Origin of the sequence: Arthrobacter sp. 2MCAF15 (assembly GCF_052115605.1) — a bacterium.
In the GTDB taxonomy this organism is placed as follows: Bacteria; Actinomycetota; Actinomycetes; order Actinomycetales; family Micrococcaceae; genus Arthrobacter.
The window spans coordinates 35,785-58,395 of sequence record NZ_JBFRGZ010000009.1 but is presented as its reverse complement, the minus strand read 5'-3'; the positions used below and the strand labels follow the sequence as shown (position 1 = coordinate 58,395).

The window sequence follows — 22,611 nt, the reverse complement described above, 5'->3', positions numbered from 1 at the left end:
TCAGCTGGTGATCAGATCCGCGTGGTGGTCTGCGGCAACGTTCGGGTGGGCCCGGAGCCGGTAGCGAAGGGCGTTATCGCCGTAGGTTTCCAGAATCGGGCTGTTGGTCGGGTCAACGGAGAGCCCACGGGCTTTGGCCTGAAACTCCGGGCTCACCGCAAGCCTGGGCATGGTCGCGTCCAGCGCGGGGTTGTAGAAAAACGGCAGCGAGATCCTGTCCGTGCCGCGCAGGGGCGAGATCACGCGGTGCAGGGTGGCCTTGAGGTAGCCGTTCGTGGCCAGCTCGAGCATCTCGCCGATGTTGACCACGAATGTTCCGGGCACCTGGGGTGCGTCGATCCATTTCCCCTGGTACTCGACCTGGAGGCCGCCCTTTCCGGGTTCCACCAGGAGGAGCGTCAGGACGCCGCCGTCGCGGTGGGAACCGACGCCCTGCTTCGGCTCCGGGTTGGATTCCCCGGGATAGCGCACAATCTTGAGCAGCGGGAAAGCCCGTGCGGCAAAGGCCGCGTCGAAGGTGTCCTCGGGGGCTCCGAGGGACACGGCCAGGGCCCGCAGGAGGGTGAGGGAGATGGCGCTCAGCCGCTCGGTCCATTCAGAGACAATCGCCCGCATTTCGGGCAGCGCCTCCGGCCACAGGTTGGGCCCTTCCAGGCGCCAGTAGTCGGCGACACCGGCGCCCGGCTTCACCGCGTCACGCTCGACGCCGATGTCAATCTGCTCGCGCCAGTCAACAGCTCCGTCCGTGAGTTCGCCGCCGACGCGGGTATAGCCGCGGAACTGCGGGCTGTGGACGTTCTCGATGGCGAGTTTCTGTTCCTCGGGCAGTTCGAAGAAGCGGCGTGAGACCTCGAGCATGGCGTCAGTGAGCTCCTGCGGAATGCCATGGCCGGCCAGATAGAGGAACCCGACTTCATGCATGGCGTTACGCAGGTCGTCCCGAAACTGGGAGGCCTCCTCCGGTCCTGCAGTCAATCGGGAGAAGTCCAGGACGGGCAGTGATTCGAGTGACAATGCATTAGTCCTTTAGCGCTAGCTTGGCAAGCCGAGGCCTGTATTTGCTCCAATGTTACGGAACGAGTTCCAGCTACGAGGATAAACGTGTCGAAATAAGACATCCAGAGCGGGCCGAGGGGCCCTGCCCTAGGGCAGGGCCCCTCGCTACGCCGCTATCCCGGCCCGCGCTGCCCGGCGTTCCACGCCGATTTCCACCAGCACGCCGGCCGCAAACACAACGGGGACTGTCATCAGCAGGCCCACGGCCGTTTCAGCACTGCCGCCGATCAGCGCGGTGAAGTTGCTGATCACGAGGAACAGGACCCAGCCAAGCAGCAGGGTGGCGAGCACGGGCGCCACCGCAGTCTGCCAGAGCTGGCCGGCTTCCCGTTCGCGCCGAAAGTACGCGACGACGGCCAGGGAGCAGAGCATGTACAGCACCAGCAGCGCCGCCACGGCCAGCCCGCTGAACCAGGAAAAGAGTGTCAGGACAGGATCCAGGGACAGCACCGCGAACGGCGCAACGAGCAGTAAAGCAACCACGGTCTGGATCCGGGCAGCGACGGCGGGGGCCTTGTGCCGGTTGGTCCGGGCCAAGGCGGCGGGCATCGATCCACGCAGCGCCAGCGAGTGGAGGTAGCGGTTGATGCCGTTGTGGAAGGCGATGATGCCGGCGAGCAGGGACGTCACCAGCAGGATGCCGGTGACGGTTCCGGCCCATGGCCCGAACAGTTCCACCATCGGTGTCAGCACAAAGGCGGTGGAATCGCCCGATTCGAGAGCCGCGCCCGCGGCATCAATGACGTGCGAGGGGCCGTAGTAGCTGACCAGCATCCAGGAAATGAAGGAGAAGAACACCGAGATCACCCCCACCGACAGATACGTGGCGCGGGCCACCGTGCGGTGCGCATCCTTGGCTTCGGCCGAGTAGATGGCCGTGGATTCAAAGCCGAACATCGAGGCGACAGCGAACATGATGGCCACCCCCGGGGCCCCGGCGCCGATCGCCGCGGGAGAGAAGGATGCCGCCACACTGATTCCTTCCGGCCCACCGCCGCGCAACAGCACTGTCAACCCGAACATGAGCAGGATGGCGACCTCGAAGCCCACGAGCACCGCCAGGACCCGCGCCCCGAGTTCGATGTTGAGGGATCCCAGCACCTGCACGCCCGCCATGGTGATCACGGCCAGCAGCCACCAGGGGACCTCAATGCCGGCGGTTCCCAGGACGCCCGAGAACGCGGCGCCGTACAGGCCGTACATCGCGGCCTGGACCGTGCTGTACGCGAGGAGAGCCAGCCACGCAGCTCCTGCCCCAATCTTCCGCCCAAATGCGGCGGTGACGTAGGCGTAGAAGGCGCCATTGGCCTGGATCTTGCGGCTCATGGCGACGAATCCGACGGCGAAGATCACGATGACGATTCCCACCACCAGATATGCCCCGGGCGCCCCGGCCCCGTTCCCGAGGGCCGCGGCCAGCGGTGACGCTCCGACGATGCCGGTCAATGGCGCCTGGGCGGACAAGACAAAGAAGAGAATGCCCATGACGCCGACGCTGCCGGCGCGCAGCGCAGTGGAGTGCTCCGCGCGGGGACGGGCCTCCGCGGTCCGGGACTCGGAATTTGAAATACTCATCGGATCCTTCTTAACGGTCATGAGTGCTGGGAAATGTCGATCTGGGACCTGCGGTCTGGGAAAACAGTCTGGGGAAAACAGTCTTGGAAAAGCGCCCGTGAAATGGGAGGTGCCTGGCACCGTGCAAACCCAGCATGGCAGGTGATGCCCGTCACTCTTTTGTCGATCAGTGACCGGTTGTTGTTCCACAGCGCAGTGGCATCCAGAACCGCGGCATCCGGCGCAGCGGCATTTGGGACAGCGGCATCCAGCGCAGTGGCATCCAGCGCAGCGGCATCCGGGACTGCGGTGATCATTCGCACTGGGTCAAGTGCAGTTCGCGCAAAGACAAGACTGCACGTCCGGCGCCGGAGGAGACTCGGACATGACAGAGCTGCCCGTGCACACGCCTCTTAGTGCCTCAACTACTCGATGTGGAGTAACCATGGAAACCTACGACGCCCTTCTGGCCTCGATCACCCCGGCCTCGGGCCCGACCCGGACCATCCTGGACCCGGCCACCGGCGAGGCGGTCGGTGAAGCCCCGGTCCACGGGATCGAGGACCTCGAGCACGCCATCGCCGCCGCTGCCGCCGCGCAGCCGGCCTGGGCCGCGCTGGGCCACGACGCCCGGTCCGCCGCGCTGCTGAAGGCCGCCGACGCCGTCGAACGCTCCGCCGAGGAACTCGCCCGGCTGCTCTCCCGCGAGCAGGGCAAGCCCCTGAACGGCCCCAACGCCCGCTTCGAGGTCGGCGCCTGCGCCGCCTGGCTCCGCACCGCCGCCGCCACACCCCTGGAGGCGGAAACCGTGGTGGACGACGGCGAAACGTACGCCGAACTGCACTACAAGCCCATCGGCGTCGTCGGCGCGATCGGCCCGTGGAACTGGCCCATGATGATCACCGTCTGGCAGCTCGCCCCGGCCCTGCGGATGGGCAACGCCGTGGTGGTCAAACCCTCCGAATACACCCCGCTCTCCGTCCTGGCCCTGGTCGAAATCCTCAACCAGGAACTCCCCGAGGGCCTGTTGACCGTGGTCTCCGGCGGCCGCGAGGTCGGTGCCCGGCTGGCCGAACACCCCGGAATCGGCAAGGTCATGTTCACCGGCTCCACCGCCACCGGCAAGGCCATCATCAAATCCTCCGCGGACACCATCAAGCGCCTCACCCTGGAACTCGGCGGCAACGACGCCGGCATCGTCCTGCCCGACGCCGACCCCAAAGCCATCGCCGAAGGTCTCTTCTGGGGCGCGTTCATCAACACCGGCCAGACCTGCGCGGCCCTCAAACGCCTCTACGTCCACGAGGACATCTACGATGCCGTCTGCGAAGAACTCACCAAGGTCGCCGCTGCGATGCCGATGGGCAACGGCCTGGACGAGGCCAACGTCCTGGGCCCGCTGCAGAACCGGGCCCAGTACGAGATCGTCGCCTCCCTGGTCCAGGCGGCCAAGGACTCCGGGGCAAAGATCCTGCTCGGCGGCAACCCGGACCCGGACCAGCCCGGCCACTTCTACCCCGCCACCCTCGTCGCCGACATCGACAACCACAACCCGCTCGTCGCCGAGGAACAGTTCGGCCCCGCCCTGCCGATCATCCGCTACAGCACCATCGATGAGGCCATCGGGTACGCGAACGCGCTCGACGTCGGACTCGGGGCCTCCGTCTGGTCCGCCGACCCCGCCGAAGCCCGCAAGGTCGCTGCCCGGCTCGAGGCAGGCACCGTCTGGATCAACAAGCACGGCGCCGTGGACCCCCGCATCCCCTTCGGCGGAGCCAAGCAATCCGGCTACGGCCTCGAATTCGGCACCGAAGGCCTCAAAGCCCTCGGCGTCCCGCAAGTCATCAACGGCTGACCCTCCCACCATCAGGGGTCATCAGTGCAGCGCCTGCGGCACGGGTTCGTGCCGCAGGTAGCTGCGCCGGAACCGGCCGCTGCCGGCGGTCAGGGCCCGCAGCTCCACCGAGTACCTCAACAGTTCCTGGTCCGGAACCTCGGCAAGGATCTCGGTCCCCTCAGCCCCGGCGGAGGTGGTTCCGGTCAGGCGCGCCCGCCGGGAGGACAGGTCGCTCATCACGGCGCCCACGTGGTCCTCCGAGACGCTGATGGTCACGGCCGAGACGGGTTCCAGGAACTGAATGCGGGTGGCCGCCGCCGCTTCCCGGAGGGCCAGTGCGCCGGCAGCCTGGAACGCAGCGTCGGAGGAATCGACGCTGTGGGTCTTGCCGCCGATCAGCGTGACCTTGATGTCCACCACCGGGAAACCCGCGGAGACGCCCTTCTGCATCTGGGCCCGCACGCCCTTCTCGACCGAGGTGATGAACGGCCCGGGAATCACTCCGCCCACTGTCTTGTCGACGAACTCGAACCCGGTGCCGCGGTCCAGGGGTTCTACCTCGATGTCGCACACGGCGTACTGGCCATGGCCGCCGGATTGTTTGACATACCGTCCATGTCCGGCCGCCGGCGCGGCAAATGTTTCGCGCAGCGGTGTGACCACCGGAACGGTCTGCAGGTTCACGCCCTGGTCGCGCAGCCTGCCCAGGACGACGTCGGCATGGGCCTCGCCCATGCACCACAGGATCAGCTGGTGGGTTTCGCCGTTGCGCTCCACCCGCAACGTCGGGTCTCCGGCGGTAACCTTCCCCAGGTTCCTGGCCAGCGCGTCCTCATCGCCGTGCGTGGCCGCTTCGATGGCAACCGGCATGAGCGGATCCGGCATATCCCAGGGGGCCACCAGCAGCGGGAACTCCTTGGCAGAAATCGTGTCGCCGGTCTCGGCGGTGCCCAGTTTGGTCAGTGCGCAGATATCCCCGGCCACGCAGAACGGCACCGGCCGCAACCCCGATCCCAGCGGCGAGTAGAGGTGGGTGACCCGCTCGTCACTGTCGTGGTCCTCGTGGCCGCGGTCCGCCATTCCGCGGCCACCCACATGGATCGCGGCGTCCTCACGCACTGCGCCGGAGAAGACGCGGACCAGGCAGACCCTGCCGAGGAACGGGTCGATTGTCGTGCGGACCACCTCGCCGAGCAGCGGGCCGTCGGGGTCGCACTCCAGCGGTCCGGCGGGCACGCCGTCGAGATCCGTCGCCGCAGGGACGTCATGCTCCGCGGGCGTGGGAAAGGCGCGCACCAGGACGTCCAGCAGTTCCGCGAGGCCGAGTCCGGACTCGGCTGAGGTTGGCAGCACCGGGTGGAATGAGCCGCGCGCCACGGCCGTCTCCAGATCGGCGATCAGGACCTCGGGAGCGATCTCGTCACCCTCGAGGTAGCGGTCCATCAGGCTCTCGTCCTCGCTCTCGGCGATGATCCCTTCGATCAGCGCGCCCCGCGCGGACTCCGCCGCGGCAAGTTCGCCGTCGGTCGCGGCGCGCGTGGACGGCGCCGATTCGGCCGGGCCGAACTCGGACACCGTCCCGGTCAGCAGCCCCAGCAACCCGGTGATGGCACCGCCAGTGCGGACCGGCAGGTAGAGCGGCAGGATGGAGTCACCGAAAGCCAGATGGCAACGGGCGACGGCGGAGTCGAAATCCGCGCGCGGGTGGTCCAGCCGGCTGATCGCCACGGCCCGCGGCATGCCGAGCCGTTGGCACTCGCTCCAGAGCGCTGTGGTCGCGGCGTCGATGTCGTCGGTGGCCGAGACGACAAACAGCACGGCATCCGCGGCACGCAGCCCGGCACGCAGTTCGCCGATGAAATCCGTGTAGCCCGGAGTGTCCAGCAGGTTGATCTTGATGTCCCCGACCGTCACCGGCACCACCGCCAGCGCCACGGAACGCTGCTGCGCGATGGCCGAGGGATCCGAGTCGCCCACCGTGGTGCCCTCCGCGATCGAACCTTTGCGCGTGATGGCGCCGGTGGCGGCCAGCAGGGCTTCGGCGAGCATCGTTTTTCCGGAACCGGAATGCCCCACCAGCGCCACGTTGCGGATTTTGTCCGGCTGCTTCGGCGGTGGCGCGCCGTTGGCATCTGGCCTCCGGAGGTCAGAGGTGCCCCGGGCCGGGCCCCTGGACTGGCCCCTTGACGGAGTCTTGGCGTCTTTCGACGGCATGGAAACCTCCTGGCGTCGCATCCACTCGAGCCTTGCAGGGCCCTTTGTAAGGATTGGACACCCTGGGACGCCCGGACAGCAAGGGCTTTTTCACGCCGCGGCCGGAGCAACCATGGACCCGGATGCCGCCCGGTCCCGGAGCCATCGGCCAAGGGCCTTGCCTTTGCCCTTCCACCAGTTGTCTTCGTCGGCTCCATGGTGCCAGCGGAAGATGACGGCAACCAGGATGAAGACCCCGGCGCCGACATTCTGCCACGAACCGGCAGCGGCATCGATGAGCACACTGAACGCCATGATCAGGATCGACGGCAGCGCCAGTGTGCGGAACATGGTGTTGGCCACGTACCGCCGGTGGGACCGCGGGACGGACACCGCCCGGAGGAAGTCGAAGCACAGGCAGACGACTACGAGGGCCTGCCCCAGGGACATCAGGATGTGCCCCGGCAGGGAGCCGGCAAACAGCACGGCCGCCTGGAGTCCCGGGCTCACAGCGTGCCCGCCAACATTGCGAGCCGCGAAGAATCGGCAGTGGACGGATCAAACTTGGCTGGATCATGCATGAGATGCCCCCCGGCGTCTACGCTGCTTCGCTGGCTCCGCGCCCAGGCTTCCTATGGGAGCCGTGAGCGTGTCCTGCCAGCCTTTTCTGACATTCCAATTCAACGCGCGGCACGGGCCTGAAGTCACGCAAATCAGGTACCCGACTATCGGATGGCCGGTTACCTGCCGGCGTTCCGGTGTACTCAGTTTGTTCCGGCGGCTACTTGCCGCGGCGGAGGAAACGAAAGCCAAGGCGAACTCGTCAAGAACCCGCTGCTGACCGTCATCGAGAATGACTGGCGCACCATTCTGCGGGTCATCGGTCTTCGGCTGGCGGACGCCGCAAGCTCTACCTCGTGGGCACCGCCGCCATTATCCTGTTCGGCTTCCCGATGGCGTGGCAATCGTGTACATGGCGTGCGGTGCGATCGGGCTCATCGCGGCCCTCGTCACGCGGGAAACCTGGGGCCGGCGCGAACGCACCGCCGTCGACAAGGTCATCGCAGCCGGCAAGTAGGCACAAAGGCAGCACCCCCACCGCACGTAACAACAGTGCCCGGGACCGTTGGTCCCGGGCACTGTTGCTTGTCCTAGTGTTTTCCCAGAACCCGTCCTAGTCGATGCCCCGCGGCCGCCATATGACCAGCGCCTGCGACCTCGCCTGGGGGCGCTTGCCGCGGGCCAGGCTGACGACGTCGCCGGCCGTTCCGGCGGCGAAGATCCGCGAGTCGGCGCCTTGGCGGCGCCGTCCCAGCTCCTCAGTCAGTTCGCCGACCCGGCGCTGCAGGGCGGCCACCTGGTTCTCCAACTGCAGGATCCGCTTGATGCCCTCCAGCGAGACCCCCTCCTGGGAGAGCCGCTGGACTTCGCGGAGCATGTTCACATCCCGCTGCGAATAGCGCCTCGACTTGCCCGGGGCACGGCTGGGCGAAACGATGCCCATCCGGTCGTACTGGCGTAGGGTCTGCGGGTGCATGTCCGCGAGTTCCGCGGCAACGGAGATGACGAAGATCGGCTGATCGAAGTCGATGGCCATGGCTGGATTCCGTTCCTAGAGCCGGGCCTTGGCTGCCAGGCCCGCGCGGACGTCCTCATCCGCAGTTGCGGTGGCGAAGGCCTTCACGGCCTCCTCCGCTTCCTTGCTCAGCCTCCGGGGAACGGCGACGTCGATTGTCACCAGCAGATCGCCGGTGGCCTTCGCGTGCTTGACGCCGCGGCCCTTGACGCGCAGCGTCCGGCCCGAGGGCGTGCCAGCGGGAACCCTGACTTTGACCTTGTCGCCGTCGATGGTGGGGACCTCGATATCCGCTCCCAGTGCCGCCTCCGGGAAGGAGACCGGGACGTGGATCCGGAGGTTGTCGCCGTCGCGGACGTAGAAATCGTGGGGCTTCACGGAGACGGTGACCATGAGGTCGCCGTTGCCGGCGGGGCCGTACTGGCCCTTGCCCCGGACGCGGACTTTTTGTCCGTCCTTGATTCCGGCCGGGATACGGACATCGATCACCTCGCCGTCCGGTTCGCGCAGGCCGATCGTGGTGCCGCGGATTGACCCGGCAAATGAAATCGAGGTGGACGCGGTGCGGTCCGTGCCCTTCTGCGGAGTCCGCTGGAAGGTCTGGCCCCCGCCACCGAATCCGCCGCCGCCTCCGAAGAGGTCTGCGAACTCGGGCGGAATGCCGCCGGATGTGCTGTAACCGCCGGAATGGCGGCCTCCGCCGCCGGTAAAGAGCCCGCCGAAGAGGTCCTCGAATCCGGCGCCGCCGGCAGCCCCGCCGCCACCGCCGGGGGCAAAGCGTGCGCCGCCGCCCATGGCACGGATGGCGTCGTACTGCTGGCGCTCGTCCGGATCGGAGAGCACCGAATAGGCCTCGGAGATGTCCTTGAACTTCCTCTCCGCCGCCGCGTCACCGGCATTCGTGTCCGGGTGGTGCTGTCGAGCAAGCTTTCGGTAAGCCTTCTTGATATCGGCGTCGGAAGCGTCCTTGGCGACACCAAGGATCTTATAGAAGTCCTTGTCCACCCAGTCCTGGCTAGCCAATGGCGTTTCCTCTCTCGTTCTGATCTTGCGGGGCTCGAAGCGATACATGGGCCCCCGCCCCTTCGCGTGGTGGCTAGGTCCTGACGGACCAAGCCACCACGCTCCGGCAGGCCCGATGCCACTCCCGGGGCCCATGTATCGCTCCGAGCCTGTAGTCAACTCACCTTAGGCGAGATTACTGCAGAACGCCGTAGCGGATGAGGGGGCCCGAGAGTGGCATCTAAGGATCTGGCCGAGGGCCCCGGCACGAGCTTGCGAGTGTTGGGAAGGCCAATATCCGCTGTCGGAGCCGGGTGGCCGAGGATCGTAGATCCTTGGCCACCCGGCGGAGGGGCGGGGCCCCTCATCCGCGAAGGCGTGGAGGCGCAGCGCCGAAGGTGACTACGCCGGAACAGCCACAATCACCTGGGCCGCGCGGAGAACGCGGTCGCCGGTCTTGTAGCCCGAGCGCAGGACCTGGCTGACCGTGTCGAGCTCGACTTCGCCGGGCTGCTGGATGAGGGCCTCGTGGATGGTCGGATCGAACTCCACGCCGGTCTCATCGATACGGACCAGTCCGTACGTCTTCAGTGCGGCCTCCAGCTTGGCGGCGATCGCGGCGAACGGGCCGTCCGCGAGGTCGCCGTGCTGGCGGGCGGCGTCGACGTCGTCCAGCACCGGGAGCAGGGAGTTCAGGACGCCGATGACGGCCATCTCCCCTGCCACGGCGCGGTCGCGTTCGACCCGCTTGCGGTAGTTGACGTACTCGGCCTGCAGCCGGCGGAGGTCATTCCTGAGCTCCTCCGCCGCGGCCGCGTCGACGCCCTGCGCCACTGATTCCTCGGCCGGCACCTCGACGCTGTTGAGGATGTCCTCTGCCTGGGACAGGGCGTCCCCGGAACCGGAGTCCCGGGACCCGGTGTGCTCCTGGTCCGGGTGGCGGGCCTGGCCGGTCTTCGGATCAACCTTGCGGTTGTCGTGGATAACCGGCTTCTGCGGATCGTTCTCCTGCCCGTCGTCCTGGCTCCGGTCCGCGGAAGAACCGTGCTCTTCTTCGTTACCGTGGTGCGGCATGATTACTTCTTCTCGTCTTCGTCAACGATTTCGGCGTCGACGATGTCCTCATCGGAGCCGGCTGCCTGCTCGCCTTCGGGGGCACCGTGCGCGCCGGTGGCGCCGTCGGGCGATCCTGCGTGGGCGTAGATGGCCTCGCCAAGCTTGGACTGGGACGCCTGCAGCTTCTCGAACGCGGTCTTCACGGCCGCGTCATCGGTGCCTTCGAGCGCCTTCTTGAGGGCGTCGACGTCGGCCTTGACCTCGGTCTTGACCTCTTCGGGCAGCTTGTCGGCGTTGTCGGCGATCAGCTTGTCCACGGAGTACGCGAGCTGCTCGGCCGTGTTGCGGGTGTCGGCGGCCTCGCGGCGGGCCTTGTCCTCGGCTGCGTGCTCCTCGGCGTCGTGGACCATGCGGTCGATGTCTTCCTTGGACAGCGCGGTGCCGCCGGTGATGGTCATGGACTGTTCCTTGCCGGTGCCCTTGTCCTTCGCCGAGACGTGCACGATGCCGTTGGCGTCGATGTCGAAGGTGACCTCGACCTGCGGGACGCCGCGGGGTGCCGGAGCGATGCCGGTCAGTTCGAACGTGCCCAGCGGCTTGTTGTCGCGGGTGAACTCACGCTCGCCCTGGAAGACCTGGATGGCCACGGACGGCTGGTTGTCATCCGCGGTGGTGAAGGTCTCGCTGCGCTTGGTGGGGATGGCGGTGTTGCGTTCGATCAGGTGCGTCATGATGCCGCCCTTGGTTTCGATGCCAAGGGACAACGGGGTGACGTCGATCAGCAGCACGTCCTTGCGTTCGCCCTTGAGGACGCCGGCCTGCAGGGCGGCGCCGACGGCGACGACCTCATCGGGGTTGACGCCCTTGTTGGGCTCCTTGCCGCCGGCCAGTTCCTTGACGAGGTCGTAGACGGCCGGCATGCGGGTGGAACCGCCGACGAGCACGATGTGGTCGATCTCGGAGAGCTTGATGCCGGCTTCCTTGATGACGTCCTGGAACGGCTTCTTGGTGCGGTCCAGCAGGTCCTTGGTGAGGTCCTGGAACTTGGCGCGGGTCAGCTGCTCGTCCAGGTGGACCGGGCCGTCGGGGGTGACGGAGAGGTACTGGAGGGAAACGTTGGTGCTGGAGGAGGAGGAGAGTTCCTTCTTGGCCTGCTCCGCGGCTTCGCGGAGGCGCTGCAGGGCGATCTTGTCCTTGGTCAGGTCGATGCCCTTGACCTTGAGCTGGTTCAGCAGGTACTCCACGACGCGCTGGTCCCAGTCGTCGCCGCCGAGGTGGTTGTCACCAGCGGTGGCGCGGACCTGGATGGTGGAGAAGTTGTCCTCGTCCTTGCCGACTTCCAGGAGCGAGACGTCGAAGGTTCCGCCGCCGAGGTCGAAGACCAGGATGAGTTCGTCTTCCTTGCCCTTGTCCAGGCCGTAGGCCAGGGCGGCTGCGGTGGGCTCGTTGACGATGCGCAGGACGTTCAGGCCGGCGATTTCGCCGGCTTCCTTGGTGGCCTGGCGCTGGGCGTCATTGAAGTAGGCCGGGACGGTGACGACGGCGTCGGTGACCTTTTCGCCCAGGTAGGACTCGGCGTCGTTCTTGAGCTTCATGAGGATACGGGCGGAAATTTCCTGCGCCGTGTACTTCTTGTCGTCGATCGCGACGGACCAGTCAGTGCCCATGTGGCGCTTGACGGAAGCGATGGTGCGGTCAATGTTGTTGACGGCCTGGCGCTTGGCGATCTCGCCGACGAGGACCTCGCCGGACTTGGAGAAGGCAACAACCGACGGCGTGGTGCGGCCACCCTCGGCGTTGGCAATGACGGTGGGCTCGCCACCTTCGAGAACGGAGACGACGGAGTTGGTGGTTCCGAGGTCAATACCTACTGCACGTGACATGGATTGCTTCCTTACTTTCCTTGGAATCTTGCGGAGATGGCCGCGGACCACAGCGGCTCTAGCCGCCGGGCCGACCGTTATTGAGCGATCTACACTCAACTTTACCCAGACCCGGAAATTAGTCAATCCAAGTTGAGCGCACTCGACTCAACTTTGGCCTCAAGTTCAGCCCTCGGTCGGCCCAGTCCACGGAAATTCCCCGGATTTCAGCCCCTCCAGCGACTCGCGGGCAGCGTTTCGCCCTGCGCGAACCTGTCACCAGGCCCGTGCAGATGGGTCCGCGCCGCCATGTCGGCGTCGCGGGGGTTATTCGGGACGGGACGTCCCGGCGGTCCCGTAGTCGCCCTCGGGATACTCGGCCTCCTCGACGACGGCGGCCGGCTCGGCGGCAACTCCTCCCTCGCCGTAGTCACCTTCGGGATAGTCGCCTTCAACCTCTCCGACGGCGGCCGCTCCGGCCAGGCCGGCCTCGCCGTAGTCCCCGGTCGCGTACTCCCCCTCGACGGCCGTGGGCGGGACCTCGCCCGTCTCGCCGGCGGAGCCGTAGTCGCCCTCGACGTACTGCCCCTCAGCCTCACCGGCTTCCGGCTCGCTTTCCGCGGGGACGGCGTCGACGTTCTCGGGCGCCGCGTTTCCGGGCTGGTCCCGGTCGGCCCTGTTTTCCGCAGGGATATTCGCTTCAGGCCTGTTTTCTTCGGACATTGGATGGATCCTTCCTTGGACGCATCGGGTACGCCCGTGCGGGCGCAGGGGCAGTCTATCGACCGCCGCGGCGGGGCGACAGAGGGGCCTGGATCAGGAGGCAGCGCCCGCCGCCGGAAGCCCGGCGACGTCGGCGAGCACCGCGAGGTGGTGGGCAAAGAGCTCCTCGCGCGCACTGAACGTTTCGGCGCCGTACTGGCCGAACACTTCGAAACTGACGGCTCCGAACAGCGAGGTCCAGGCCAGCGTGCCGCGGGCCAAGAGGCCATCCGGTACCGCCAGGCCGAACTCCGCCCGGATTTTCGCCAGGTCCCCGGCCAGGCCGGCGGCGACGGCGGGACCCGGCCGGCCGGCCGCGGAAAGCTTGCCCGCCCGGAAGGCGCCGTCGAGGATTCCTATCAGCTTGGTGATCACCCTGGTCCCGGGGCCGGTGGTCCGCTCGGCCGGGGCCTGGTAGCCGGGCACCGGGCTGCCGAACAGCAGGGCGTAGCGGGCGGGTTCGCGCAGCGCCCAGTCCCGCACCGCGCGGCCCAGCGCCGCGAAGCGGCCAGCGAAGTCGGCTTCCGGCAGCGCCCCGACGGCGGCATCCACCTCGTCGCCAAGCTCGTTGTAGGCATCGATCAGCAGAAGGGTCAGCAGCTCCTCGCGGCTCTCCACGTAGCGGTAGACCGCGGAGGAGACCACGCCGAGATCGCGGGCCACCGCCCGGAGGGACAGCGCGGCGGCGCCGTGCAGCGCCAGGTGCTCCCGGCCCAGCCGGACAATATCGGTGACGGTCTGGGCCCGGGCACGCTCGCGCGGGGTGCGGGGCCGGGCAGTCGAGGCATCCGGAAGAGCATCACCGTCAGTATCAACGTCAGCTTCAGTCCCGGCTTCAATCCTGTCTTCTGGCATGAGTCCAGCATTTCACAAACAAGAGCACTGTCAACAAATGTGAGCACCGCTCTTGACTAATGCGCCCGAGGGGCACATCCTGAGTTGAGAGAGCACTGCTCTTGCATTGTTACGGCGATTCTAAGGAGATCGGAATGTCCCAGCCAGAAGCCTCCGGGCAGCAATCGCGCGGGCTCTATGTCGTGACAGGGGCCGGCCCCGTGGGCTGGACTGTCGCTGAACAGCTGGCCGCGGCGGGCCACCGCGTGCGCATTCTGACGAGGTCCGGAGGCGGGCCGACCCACCCGCTGGTCGAAAGACTGTCGATTGACGTTTCGGAGCCCGCCCAGCTCGGCGAGGCCTTCCATGGCGCCGCGGCCGTCTTCCACTGCATCCACGGCTCGCGGTACAACGCCGAAGTCTGGGCAAGGGAACTCCCTTCAGCCGAGCACAGCGTGCTCGCTGCGGCGGGCGAGGCGGGCGCCGTCGTCGTCTTCCCGGAAAGCCTGTACTCGTACAGCGAACCGGAGAAGATCATGGCCGAGGATAGCCCCCGGCTGGCCCAGGGCGGCAAACGAGGTGTCCGCACGGCGCTTCTAAAGGCCCGCGCGGCATCTGCCACCGCTACAGTCAGCATGGTGGCCGGCGATTTCTTCGGCCCGCGGGTCCGCAATTCGCACGCGGGCGAGCGCATGGTCCGCCCCGTCGCGGCCGGCAAGCCAATGCAGGTGGTCGGGCGGGCGGACCAGCCGCATTCCTTCACCTATGTTCCCGACCTCGCGGCCGCCATGATTGCCGCGGCGGACAAGCCGAACGTGTGGAACCGGGTGTGGCATGCGCCGACCGGGCCTGCACTGAGCCAGCGCGAGCTTGCTGGGGCATTCGCCAAGGCAGCCGGCGCCCGGGCCCCGCGTGTCACGGCGGTACCCGGCTGAGTACTGAAGGCGATGGGGGTGTTTTCCCCCGATATGCGCGAAATCGCCGAGACGCTGTACCAGTTCCAGCGTCCGTTCGTGATGAAGTCCGCAGCAAGCCAGGCCGCCCTGGGGCTGACGCCGACCCCGCTGCAGGAGGCAGCCGCCGCCACCGTCGCCTGGTGGGGGGACCAGGGATAAGTGACGGCGGCTGCGGCCTTTGGTTCCGCCTAGCGGACGCCGGCCTCCTCGTTTTCCGCCGGCCGGGCGGCCGCCACGCGGGCCGCGGCGTCGTTGCCTGGCCGGCCGGCCTTGCCGGGCCACCAGAGCCGCGGTCCGATGTCGTAGGCCAGCGCGGGCACCAGCAGCGAGCGGACCAGCACCGTGTCCAGCAGGACACCGAACGCGACGATGAAGGCGAGCTGCACCAGGAACATGATCGGAATGACCCCCAGGGCAGCGAAGGTGGCGGCGAGGACCACCCCGGCGGAGGTAATGACCCCGCCCGTCACACTCAGGCCGCGCAGGATGCCGGGCCGCGTGCCGTGTTTGAGGGATTCCTCCCGGACCCGGCTCATCAGGAAGATGTTGTAGTCAACGCCCAGGGCAACAAGGAAGACGAAGCCGAACAGCGGCACGGTTGCATCCGCTCCGGGGAAGCCGAAAACGTCGTTGAACACGACGGCGGAGACGCCCATCGCCGCCCCGTAGGACAGGACCACCGAGGCGACCAGCAGGACCGGCGCGAGGACCGAGCGCAGCAGCAGCATGAGGATCACCAGGATCACACCCAGGACCACCGGGATGATGGTGACCAGGTCGCGCTGGGCGGTGGTGTTGGTATCCAGCGCCGTTGCCGTCACGCCGCCGACGAGTGCGCCGTCGTCGATCTTCTTCAGGTCCTGCCGGAGGGCCACCACGACGTTTTCGGCTTCACCGGAGTCCGCGGCGTAGTCCAGCGTCGCGTTGATCAGGACTTTCCCGTCCCGGACGGCGGGGGCGGCCGCCGGGAGCGCCGGAGCGGCAGGGGCGCCCGGGGTGGCCGGGTTGGCCGCGGCGCCGGCCCTGATCGGGACGCCGCCGTCGGCCAGCAGGTAGGCGTCCCCGACGCCGCTGCCCGCCTTGACCCGCTCCAGCACCTCTTCGGCCTTTGCCGCGCTGGCCACGATCACCGCCGGGCTGCCGGAGCCGGCGTCGAAGTGCCGGCCCAGGGCATCCTGGCCGTCGACGGCGTTGGAGGCGGTGAGGATGACATCCGTCTGGGCAACGCCGTTGGCCCTGAGCTGCAGAATGCCGGAACCGGCTACAAGGAGCAACAGGACCGAGGCGACCCAGACGGTCCGCGGCCGGCGGGCAACGAGGGAACCGGTGGCCCGCCACAGTCCCTTCTGGCCTTCCAGCCCGGTCACCATTTCCGGTTCCCGCTGGGATTCGGGGAGCAGCCTGGGCCGGAACGGCCAGAACGCCGCCCGGCCCAGCAGCGCCATCAGGGCAGGCAGCAGGGTCAGTGCCGCGAAGAGCGCGCAGAGGATGCCCGCTGCCGCAACGGGGCCGAGGGCCTTGTTGGAGTTCAGATCGGAGAAGAGCAGGCAGAGCAGTGCGATGATCACGGTGGCGCCGGAGGCCAGGATCGGTTCCCAGGCCGCCTTCCACGCGGTGAGCGCGGCGGCCGTCCGGTCTGTGGTGTGGGTCAGGGCTTCGCGGAACCGGGCCACGTAAAGCAGGGCGTAGTCGGTGGCGGCGCCGATCACCAGGATGGACAGGATGCCCTGGCTTTGGCCGTTCAGCTGGATCCAGCCGGCCTTGGCCATGCCGAATACCAGCAGGATCGCGGCGCACAGCGCGAACACGGAGGTGAACAGGACCATGACGGGCAGCAGCAGGGAACGGTAGACAATCAGCAGGATCAGGAACACGGCGCCGAGGGCCACAAGCAGCAGGATGCCATCAATTCCCGCAAAGGCACCTGCCAGGTCCGCCGCCAGCCCGGCCGGTCCGGTCACGAAGGTCCGCATCCCCTCCGGTGCAGACGCCTGGACCTCGCTGCGCAGTTCCTTGACTACCTCCTTCACCTCCGCCGAGGAAGGAATAGGCACCACGAACTGGACTGCCTTCTCGTCCTGTGAGGGGATGGGGCCAATCACGGTGACCCCGGCCTGCAGGGCCTCCAGCTTGGCCTTGAGAGCCGCGGCCTCGCCGAGCTGGACCGGAGTGAAAGCGGAGCCGCTCTCCACCACGATCACGGCGGGGATCTCCCTGGAGTCCCGGAACTTGGCCTGCCAGTCCTGGACCTTGGTGGCCTCCGCCCCGGCGGGAAGGAACGATGCCTGGTCATTGGATGACACCTCACCCAAGCGGCCGAATGTCGGACCGCCGACGCCGGCGATCGTCAGCCAGGCCACGACAAGTACAGCGGGAATCAGCCAGCGCAGCCAGTACGGCACGCGCGCAGAGGTTGGCGAAGTCGTTTTCATGTGTCCTTCTCGGGTGCGCTTCGGGATGGGATCAAGAATCAGCTCCATAGTAGACTATCTCCATCATGGAGATAAGCCTCTTGTGGGGCCATCGGAGGAGAATGGAAAGACACCCGACGGCAAGGCCGCCGCAGTAGGCACTGAAGTAAACTCCCCAAGGAGCCGTCGACGTCGGCGCCGACCGGCCGCCGTCGTTGCGTTGCGGCCGAACCAAGGGATAAAGGAGGTCCGCCGTGTCAGCCGAATCCCCCGGCCCGGCCGAGAACGCAGGCCCGCCGCCCCTCGTCCGGCTCCTTCAGGAATTCACCCTCGAAGCCAACCGCTACGTGGATTCCGCCGGCGGCCGCAATGACATGCACCGCACGGACCTCAATGCCCTGGCCCTCATCATGCGGCACGCGGCGCGGGATGAGATTGTCACCCCGGGGGTCCTCCGGAAAGAACTGAACCTCAGTTCTCCCGCCACCACCGCCCTGATCGACCGGCTCCACCGTTCCGGCCACGTGGTCCGCGAGCGCGAGGGCGCGGACCGCCGCCAGGTGCAGCTGCGCATGACCCCCAAGGCCTACCGGGACGGGGGCGCCATGTTCCTCCCGCTGGCCCGCCACATGGGCACGGCAATGGACGGCTTCACACCGGAGGAACTTCAGATTGTTACCCGGTTCATGACATCCATGATCGATGCCACCGTCCGGGCCGGCGAAGAAGCGGCCGCAGGTCCCAACTAATTCGGCGGCACGGCACCCAGCATGGTATCCGGCACCGTCACTGGCGCCGTTTCCGGCGCGGCGCTGCGCCCGGAGCGTGTGCCCACCACGACGGCGGCCGCTGCCAGCACCAGCGGGACCCCGAGCGCCCAGCCGCTGAAGAGCAGCACCCCGACCATGACGACGGCGGCAACGATCACGCCGTACCAGGCGGCGGTCCGCGGCCGCAGCAGCCGGATGCCGGCGGCCAGGCCAAAGGCAGTGACGGCCGTGAAGCACGCCGAGGCGGCCCCGATCTGGAACTGCATGTCGGTGAGGCCAGCGATGGCCGCGGCGAAGGACAGCAGCGTCAGGACGGCCAGGGTTGCCAGGCTTCCGGCGGGCACCTGTCCCCGCCCGGCGCCGCGGGCAAGGGCCGGCGGCAGCACGCCGTCGGACGCCAGCGCGGCCCCGAGCCGGCTGGCGCCGGCCACGAAGGTGTTGATGGGGCCGAACGTGAGTACGGCGGCGGCGACGGCGGTGAGCGGGGCCGCCAGCGAACCCAAGCCCTTCTCCAGCAATGCCGCGACGGGCACCGGTGTATCGGGCAGCTGCGGGCCGAGGACGGCCACCGAGGCGGCGACGACGCCGATGTAGACCGCGCCCACCACAACCAGGGTCAGCCAGGTGGCCCGCCGGAGATCGCGCCCGGGGTTCCGGAACTCCCCGGCCAGGTGCGAGACGGCTTCCCAGCCGGCGAAGCAGAAGAACAACAGGCTCGCGGCGCCGCCGACCGCCCAGTAGCCGTGCGGGGCGAAGGGCTGGAAATTTTCCGCCTTTGCCTGGGGCGCCGCGAGCACCACAGCGAGCGCAAGCAGTCCCACCAGCAGCACCATGAGGGCCAGTTGCACGCGGCTGGAGACCATGATGCCGACGGCGTTGCTCGCGAAGGCGGCCAGCAGGATCACAGCCGCCGCGAGGACGGCGGTTTCCCGGCCGCCGCCGACGGCATGGGCGATGTAGTTGCCGCCAATCACGGCCGTTGCCGGGGCGCCGAACGGGATCGAAAAGTAGAAGAGGTAGCCGGCCACCGCCGAGGCGCGCCGCCCGAAGGCGCGCTTGACGAAGTGGGCGATCCCGCCGGCGTCGGGCTGCTGGCGGCTCATTTCGGCGAAGCTGAACGCGACCGGAATGCAGAACACGAGCAGGACCGCCCAGGCCAGCAGCGACGCCGGGCCGGCCTCCTTGGCCGCGATGGCGGGGAGCACCAGGACACCGGAGCCCAGGATGGCCCCGACGTAGATCCCGGTGGCCCGGAACAGGCCCAGTCCCTTGCCGCTGGCACTGCTACCGGCGCTGTTGCCGTTGTTGTTTTCCACTTCTCCATTCAGCCGCAGAGCCCCCGGCACCGGAAGCGGCAAAACTGACGGCCAGCCGCTAAATACTGCCCAACTGGGTGGGTCCGCCCATTTCCGATCCCGGGAGGGTAGCGTTCCATTATGAGTGCGCAGCAGCCTGACGATGTGTACACGCACGGCCACCACGAGTCGGTGGTCCGCGCCCACGCCTCCCGCACGGCGGAAAACTCGGCGGCGTTCGTGATCCCGCATCTCATGCCCGGGGCATCAGTGCTCGACGTCGGCTGCGGGCCCGGCAGCATCACGTGCGACTTCGCGGAGCTGGTGGCGCCGGGCAGGGTCACAGGACTGGACCGCTCCCCCGACATCATCACCCAGGCCGCGGCCCTTGCCGCTGAGCGCGGCGTGGGCAATGTCGATTTTGCGGCCGGCAACGTCTACGACCTTGACTTTGAAGACGAGTCGTTCGACGTCGTCCACGCCCATCAGGTTCTCCAGCACCTCACGGATCCCGTCGCAGCCCTCCGGGAGATGCGGCGCGTGGCCAGGGCCGGCGGGATCGTGGCGGTGCGCGACGCCGATTTCCACGGTATGAGCTGGTACCCGGCCATCCCGGAGCTCGACGACTGGATGGAGCTGTACCAGCGGATCGGCCGCCGCAACGGTGCCGAGCCGGATGCCGGACGCCGGCTGGTGTCCTGGGCGCAGGCCGCCGGGTTCACGGACGTGGCGCCGTCCAGCAGCAACTGGCTCTACGCGACCGGACAGCAGCGGCGGTGGCAGGCGCGGGTGTGGGGCGAGCGGGTGGTGCATTCATCCTTCGCCGACCAGGCGCTTGAGTACGGCTTTGCCAGCGAGGCGGACCTGGCCCGGATCTCCGCCGGCTGGCACCGGTGGGGCTCGACCGAAGACGGCTGGTTCCTGATTCCCAACGGCGAGGTCATCGCCCGGGCGTGAGGCACTCCGTCTGGGCTCCGGTCACAGCGCCGGCACAGCCGCCCGAAAGTCCAGCCATAACTCCGCGTCCGAGGCTGGTTCCAGGCCGAATCTTCGGCCGGCCCAATCCGGGCCCCAGCAAAGGAGTTTCACAATGGCAAAGATCAACAAGGCCACTGCGGGCATCATGCTCGCCGCGGTGATCGGCGGCGGCGCCATCGGCGCGACGGCCATCCCCGCGATGGCTGCCGATTCCACCGGCAGCTCATCCTCGACCCAGTCCACCGACGGCTATGGCACGGGCGGCCAGCGCGGCCCGCACCAGGCCAACGGGAAGACCGAGGAGATCCTCACCGGCGACACCGCCACAAAGGTTGAAGCGGCGGTGAAGGCCGCCCAGCCGGATGCGACGATCGAACGGATGGAGACCGACGCCGACGGCGCCACCTACGAAGCCCACATCACCAAGGCGGACGGAACGCGCGCCACCGTCCTGCTGGATGCGAACTTCACCGTGACCGGAACCCAGGACGGCCAGGGCGGACCGGGCGGCGGCCCGGGCGACGCGGCCGCGGACGGCTACACCTCCAACGGCTAACCCCGAGCGGGCCTTGGGCATGCCCGGCGTGCCCAAGGCCCGCGAACGAGGCGGTCGCTCCCGAATTTTCATCAGGCATTCCCTGCCTCCCGATCTCCCGATAGGGTGCACGCAGGACACCCTTGAGTAAGGAGAACCCCATGCGCAAAGTGACGGCCGGCCTGTTCTGCTCCGTGGACGGCGTAGTTGAAGATCCGTTTCTGTGGCAGTTCGACAGCTTCGATGATGAGCTGGGCGCCGGGATGGGCGAGATGATGGGCCGGATCGACACCGGGCTCCTGGGCCGCGTCGGATACCAGCAGTGGGCGGAATACTGGCCCAATGCCGAAGCCGACGCTGACTTCGGCGGGTTCATCAACCCGCTGCCCAAGTTCGTGGCGTCCCGGACGCTGGCCGGAAGCCTCGAGTGGCAGAACTCGACCCTGATCGAGGGGCCGCTGGAAGACTTCGTGGCGGACCTGAAGAACGGCGACGGCGGCGAAATCGGCGTCTTCAGCAGCATCTCGCTGGTCCGCCAACTGCTGTTCGCGGGCCTGCTCGACTCGCTGATGCTGATTGTCCACCCGGTCATTGCCGGCAGTGGCCGGCGGCTCTTCAACGACGGCGACCCCCAGACGCGGCTGGAACTGCAGTCCTCCCAGCAGACCAGCAAGGGCAACATGATTCTCAGCTACGGCCTCCGCGGCAACTGACCCCCGTCAGCTGTCCCGGCGTCCCGCCAGGTTGGCCACCGCCCTGACAGTAAACTTGGTTCGTGCAACCCTCCCTTTGGCTGGCCCTGGCCGGCGCCGGCGTCCTGATCAGCTTCACTCCCGGCGCGGGCGCCATCAACACCATGAGCAACTCCCTGAACTCGGGATTCCGCCGTTCCCTGTGGGGCATCCTGGGCCAGCAGGCCGCCCTGGTGGTGCACATCCTGATCGTCGCCCTCGGCGTCGGGGTGCTGGTGGCAAGCTCGCCGATCGCTTTCAACGTGATCCGCTACGCAGGGGCCGCCTATCTGGTGTACCTGGGCATCCGGCAGTTCCTGAGCAAACCGGACCTGGACCAGGAGAAGGCCGCCGCCCTGCGCAACGAGCCGGCCCTGTCCATGTTCCGCCGCGGACTCTGGGTCAATCTGCTCAATCCCAAGGCCGTGGTCTTCTTCCTGGCCTTCGTGCCCCAGTTCATTCGGCCTGAGCAGCCGCTGCTCCCGCAGTACGCGGTCCTGTCCGCCACCGTGATCGTGATCGACATCCTGGTCATGTGGTTCTTCTTCGCGGCAGCGGCCCGGTCGTTCCAGCGCTTCACTCATGACGCCGCCGGGCAGAAGGTCCTGAACCGGACGTTCGGCGGGCTCTTCGTCGGCGTCGGCGTCCTGCTGGCCTCAATCCACTGACATGACCGTTCGGAGCGCCGGCATTCTGCTGTACCGGCTGGGCACTACATCCCAACAGACCGGCGCACCCCAACTGGAAGTCTGGATAGCCCACATGGGCGGACCCTTCTGGGCCCGCAAGGAAAATCAGTCCTGGTCCATCCCCAAGGGTGAATACCTGTCCGACGAAGACCCGCTGATTGCCGCGCACCGCGAGTTTGCGGAGGAAATCGGCACGCCGGCACCTGAGGGCGACTACCACCGGCTTGGCGACTTCAGGCAGCCCTCCGGCAAGGTCATCACGGTCTTCACCGCGGAATCGGACTTCCAGCCCGACCAGGTAGTGAGCAACACCTTCACGCTGGAGTGGCCGAGGGGATCCGGCACCGTCAGCAGCTTCCCGGAGATCGACCGCGCCGAATGGACCACGGAGCAAGATGCCCGGTCCAGGCTGGTCAAGGGACAACTGCCGGTCCTCGACGCGTTGGTCCGGTACCTTGGTCCCGGCCCGGCCGCACAGGACGAATCCGGCCATGACAATGAGTAAATATCGGTT

At 67.6% G+C, this 22,611-nt stretch carries 20 protein-coding genes and 1 pseudogene; 8 read left to right on the top strand and 13 right to left on the bottom strand.

The annotated features are described in order from the left end of the window. The 3 genes from AB4089_RS12245 to AB4089_RS12235 all read right to left on the bottom strand — a co-directional run bounded on the left by AB4089_RS12245 (position 1) and on the right by AB4089_RS12235 (position 2,927). Positions 1-1,014: an isopenicillin N synthase family dioxygenase gene (locus AB4089_RS12245; RefSeq protein ID WP_441409556.1), complete on the bottom strand. Its 1,014-nt coding sequence runs from the start codon at positions 1,012-1,014 to the stop codon at positions 1-3. A 147-nt stretch (positions 1,015-1,161) separates the two neighbouring features. After that, the gene (locus tag AB4089_RS12240; protein WP_441409555.1) at positions 1,162-2,631 is read right to left on the bottom strand and encodes an APC family permease; all 1,470 of its coding nucleotides are present in this window, start codon (positions 2,629-2,631) and stop codon (positions 1,162-1,164) included. A gap of 17 nt (positions 2,632-2,648) precedes the next feature. Continuing rightward, positions 2,649-2,927, bottom strand: coding sequence for a hypothetical protein (locus tag AB4089_RS12235; RefSeq protein WP_441409554.1), 279 nt, complete (start codon positions 2,925-2,927; stop codon positions 2,649-2,651). A gap of 128 nt (positions 2,928-3,055) precedes the next feature. Here AB4089_RS12235 and AB4089_RS12230 point away from each other — a divergent pair, with 128 nt between their 5' ends. Further along, positions 3,056-4,465 (top strand): aldehyde dehydrogenase family protein, encoded by a 1,410-nt coding sequence (locus AB4089_RS12230; RefSeq protein ID WP_441409553.1) that lies wholly within the window; start codon positions 3,056-3,058, stop codon positions 4,463-4,465. Between the two features lie 21 nt (positions 4,466-4,486). Here the strand turns inward: AB4089_RS12230 and AB4089_RS12225 are convergent, their stop codons facing one another. The 8 genes from AB4089_RS12225 to AB4089_RS12190 form a co-directional block, all read right to left on the bottom strand. Continuing rightward, positions 4,487-6,661 carry an elongation factor G-like protein EF-G2 gene (locus AB4089_RS12225; RefSeq protein ID WP_441409552.1) on the bottom strand — a complete coding sequence of 725 codons (2,175 nt, stop codon included), beginning with the start codon at positions 6,659-6,661 and terminating at the stop codon, positions 4,487-4,489. Positions 6,662-6,751: 90 nt separating this feature from the next. Beyond that, positions 6,752-7,150, bottom strand: coding sequence for a hypothetical protein (locus AB4089_RS12220; RefSeq protein WP_441409551.1), 399 nt, complete (start codon positions 7,148-7,150; stop codon positions 6,752-6,754). A 664-nt stretch (positions 7,151-7,814) separates the two neighbouring features. Next, entirely contained in the window at positions 7,815-8,237 is a 423-nt protein-coding gene (locus AB4089_RS12215; protein ID WP_441409550.1) for a heat shock protein transcriptional repressor HspR, read from the bottom strand. Between the two features lie 15 nt (positions 8,238-8,252). Then, positions 8,253-9,239, bottom strand: coding sequence for a DnaJ C-terminal domain-containing protein (locus tag AB4089_RS12210; RefSeq protein ID WP_441409549.1), 987 nt, complete (start codon positions 9,237-9,239; stop codon positions 8,253-8,255). A 381-nt stretch (positions 9,240-9,620) separates the two neighbouring features. Further along, positions 9,621-10,292, bottom strand: coding sequence for a nucleotide exchange factor GrpE (locus AB4089_RS12205; RefSeq protein ID WP_441409548.1), 672 nt, complete (start codon positions 10,290-10,292; stop codon positions 9,621-9,623). 2 nt (positions 10,293-10,294) lie between these two features. Then, the gene (gene dnaK / locus AB4089_RS12200; protein WP_441409547.1) at positions 10,295-12,157 is read right to left on the bottom strand and encodes a molecular chaperone DnaK; all 1,863 of its coding nucleotides are present in this window, start codon (positions 12,155-12,157) and stop codon (positions 10,295-10,297) included. Between the two features lie 306 nt (positions 12,158-12,463). Continuing rightward, entirely contained in the window at positions 12,464-12,859 is a 396-nt protein-coding gene (locus tag AB4089_RS12195) for a hypothetical protein (protein ID WP_441409546.1), read from the bottom strand. Positions 12,860-12,952: 93 nt separating this feature from the next. Further along, positions 12,953-13,753 carry a TetR/AcrR family transcriptional regulator gene (locus tag AB4089_RS12190; protein ID WP_441409545.1) on the bottom strand — a complete coding sequence of 267 codons (801 nt, stop codon included), beginning with the start codon at positions 13,751-13,753 and terminating at the stop codon, positions 12,953-12,955. 134 nt (positions 13,754-13,887) lie between these two features. On the opposite strand from AB4089_RS12190, the pseudogene AB4089_RS12185 reads away from it, so the two are divergent. Further along, positions 13,888-14,847: pseudogene (locus tag AB4089_RS12185) on the top strand (NAD-dependent epimerase/dehydratase family protein). A 29-nt stretch (positions 14,848-14,876) separates the two neighbouring features. Here the strand turns inward: AB4089_RS12185 and AB4089_RS12180 are convergent. Continuing rightward, positions 14,877-17,120, bottom strand: coding sequence for an MMPL family transporter (locus tag AB4089_RS12180; protein WP_441409544.1), 2,244 nt, complete (start codon positions 17,118-17,120; stop codon positions 14,877-14,879). A 233-nt stretch (positions 17,121-17,353) separates the two neighbouring features. Between AB4089_RS12180 and AB4089_RS12175 the strand changes: the two genes are divergently transcribed. Further along, the gene (locus AB4089_RS12175; RefSeq protein WP_441409543.1) at positions 17,354-17,848 is read left to right on the top strand and encodes a MarR family winged helix-turn-helix transcriptional regulator; all 495 of its coding nucleotides are present in this window, start codon (positions 17,354-17,356) and stop codon (positions 17,846-17,848) included. Here the strand turns inward: AB4089_RS12175 and AB4089_RS12170 are convergent. Continuing rightward, positions 17,845-19,185, bottom strand: a complete 1,341-nt coding sequence (locus AB4089_RS12170; RefSeq protein WP_441409542.1) for an APC family permease — start codon at positions 19,183-19,185, stop codon at positions 17,845-17,847. The genes AB4089_RS12175 and AB4089_RS12170 overlap by 4 nt on opposite strands. 120 nt (positions 19,186-19,305) lie before the next feature. On the opposite strand from AB4089_RS12170, the gene AB4089_RS12165 reads away from it, so the two are divergent. The 5 genes from AB4089_RS12165 to AB4089_RS12145 all read left to right on the top strand — a co-directional run bounded on the left by AB4089_RS12165 (position 19,306) and on the right by AB4089_RS12145 (position 22,602). Beyond that, a complete protein-coding gene (locus AB4089_RS12165; protein WP_441409541.1) occupies positions 19,306-20,121 on the top strand; it encodes a methyltransferase domain-containing protein in 816 nt (271 codons plus the stop codon). Positions 20,122-20,254: 133 nt separating this feature from the next. After that, positions 20,255-20,698 (top strand): hypothetical protein, encoded by a 444-nt coding sequence (locus AB4089_RS12160; RefSeq protein ID WP_441409540.1) that lies wholly within the window; start codon positions 20,255-20,257, stop codon positions 20,696-20,698. Positions 20,699-20,838: 140 nt separating this feature from the next. Then, the gene (locus AB4089_RS12155) at positions 20,839-21,390 is read left to right on the top strand and encodes a dihydrofolate reductase family protein (protein ID WP_441409539.1); all 552 of its coding nucleotides are present in this window, start codon (positions 20,839-20,841) and stop codon (positions 21,388-21,390) included. 62 nt (positions 21,391-21,452) lie between these two features. Then, positions 21,453-22,076, top strand: a complete 624-nt coding sequence (locus AB4089_RS12150) for a LysE family transporter (protein WP_441409538.1) — start codon at positions 21,453-21,455, stop codon at positions 22,074-22,076. 1 nt (position 22,077) lies between these two features. Then, positions 22,078-22,602 carry an NUDIX domain-containing protein gene (locus tag AB4089_RS12145; RefSeq protein ID WP_441409537.1) on the top strand — a complete coding sequence of 175 codons (525 nt, stop codon included), beginning with the start codon at positions 22,078-22,080 and terminating at the stop codon, positions 22,600-22,602. Positions 22,603-22,611: the final 9 nt, after the last annotated feature.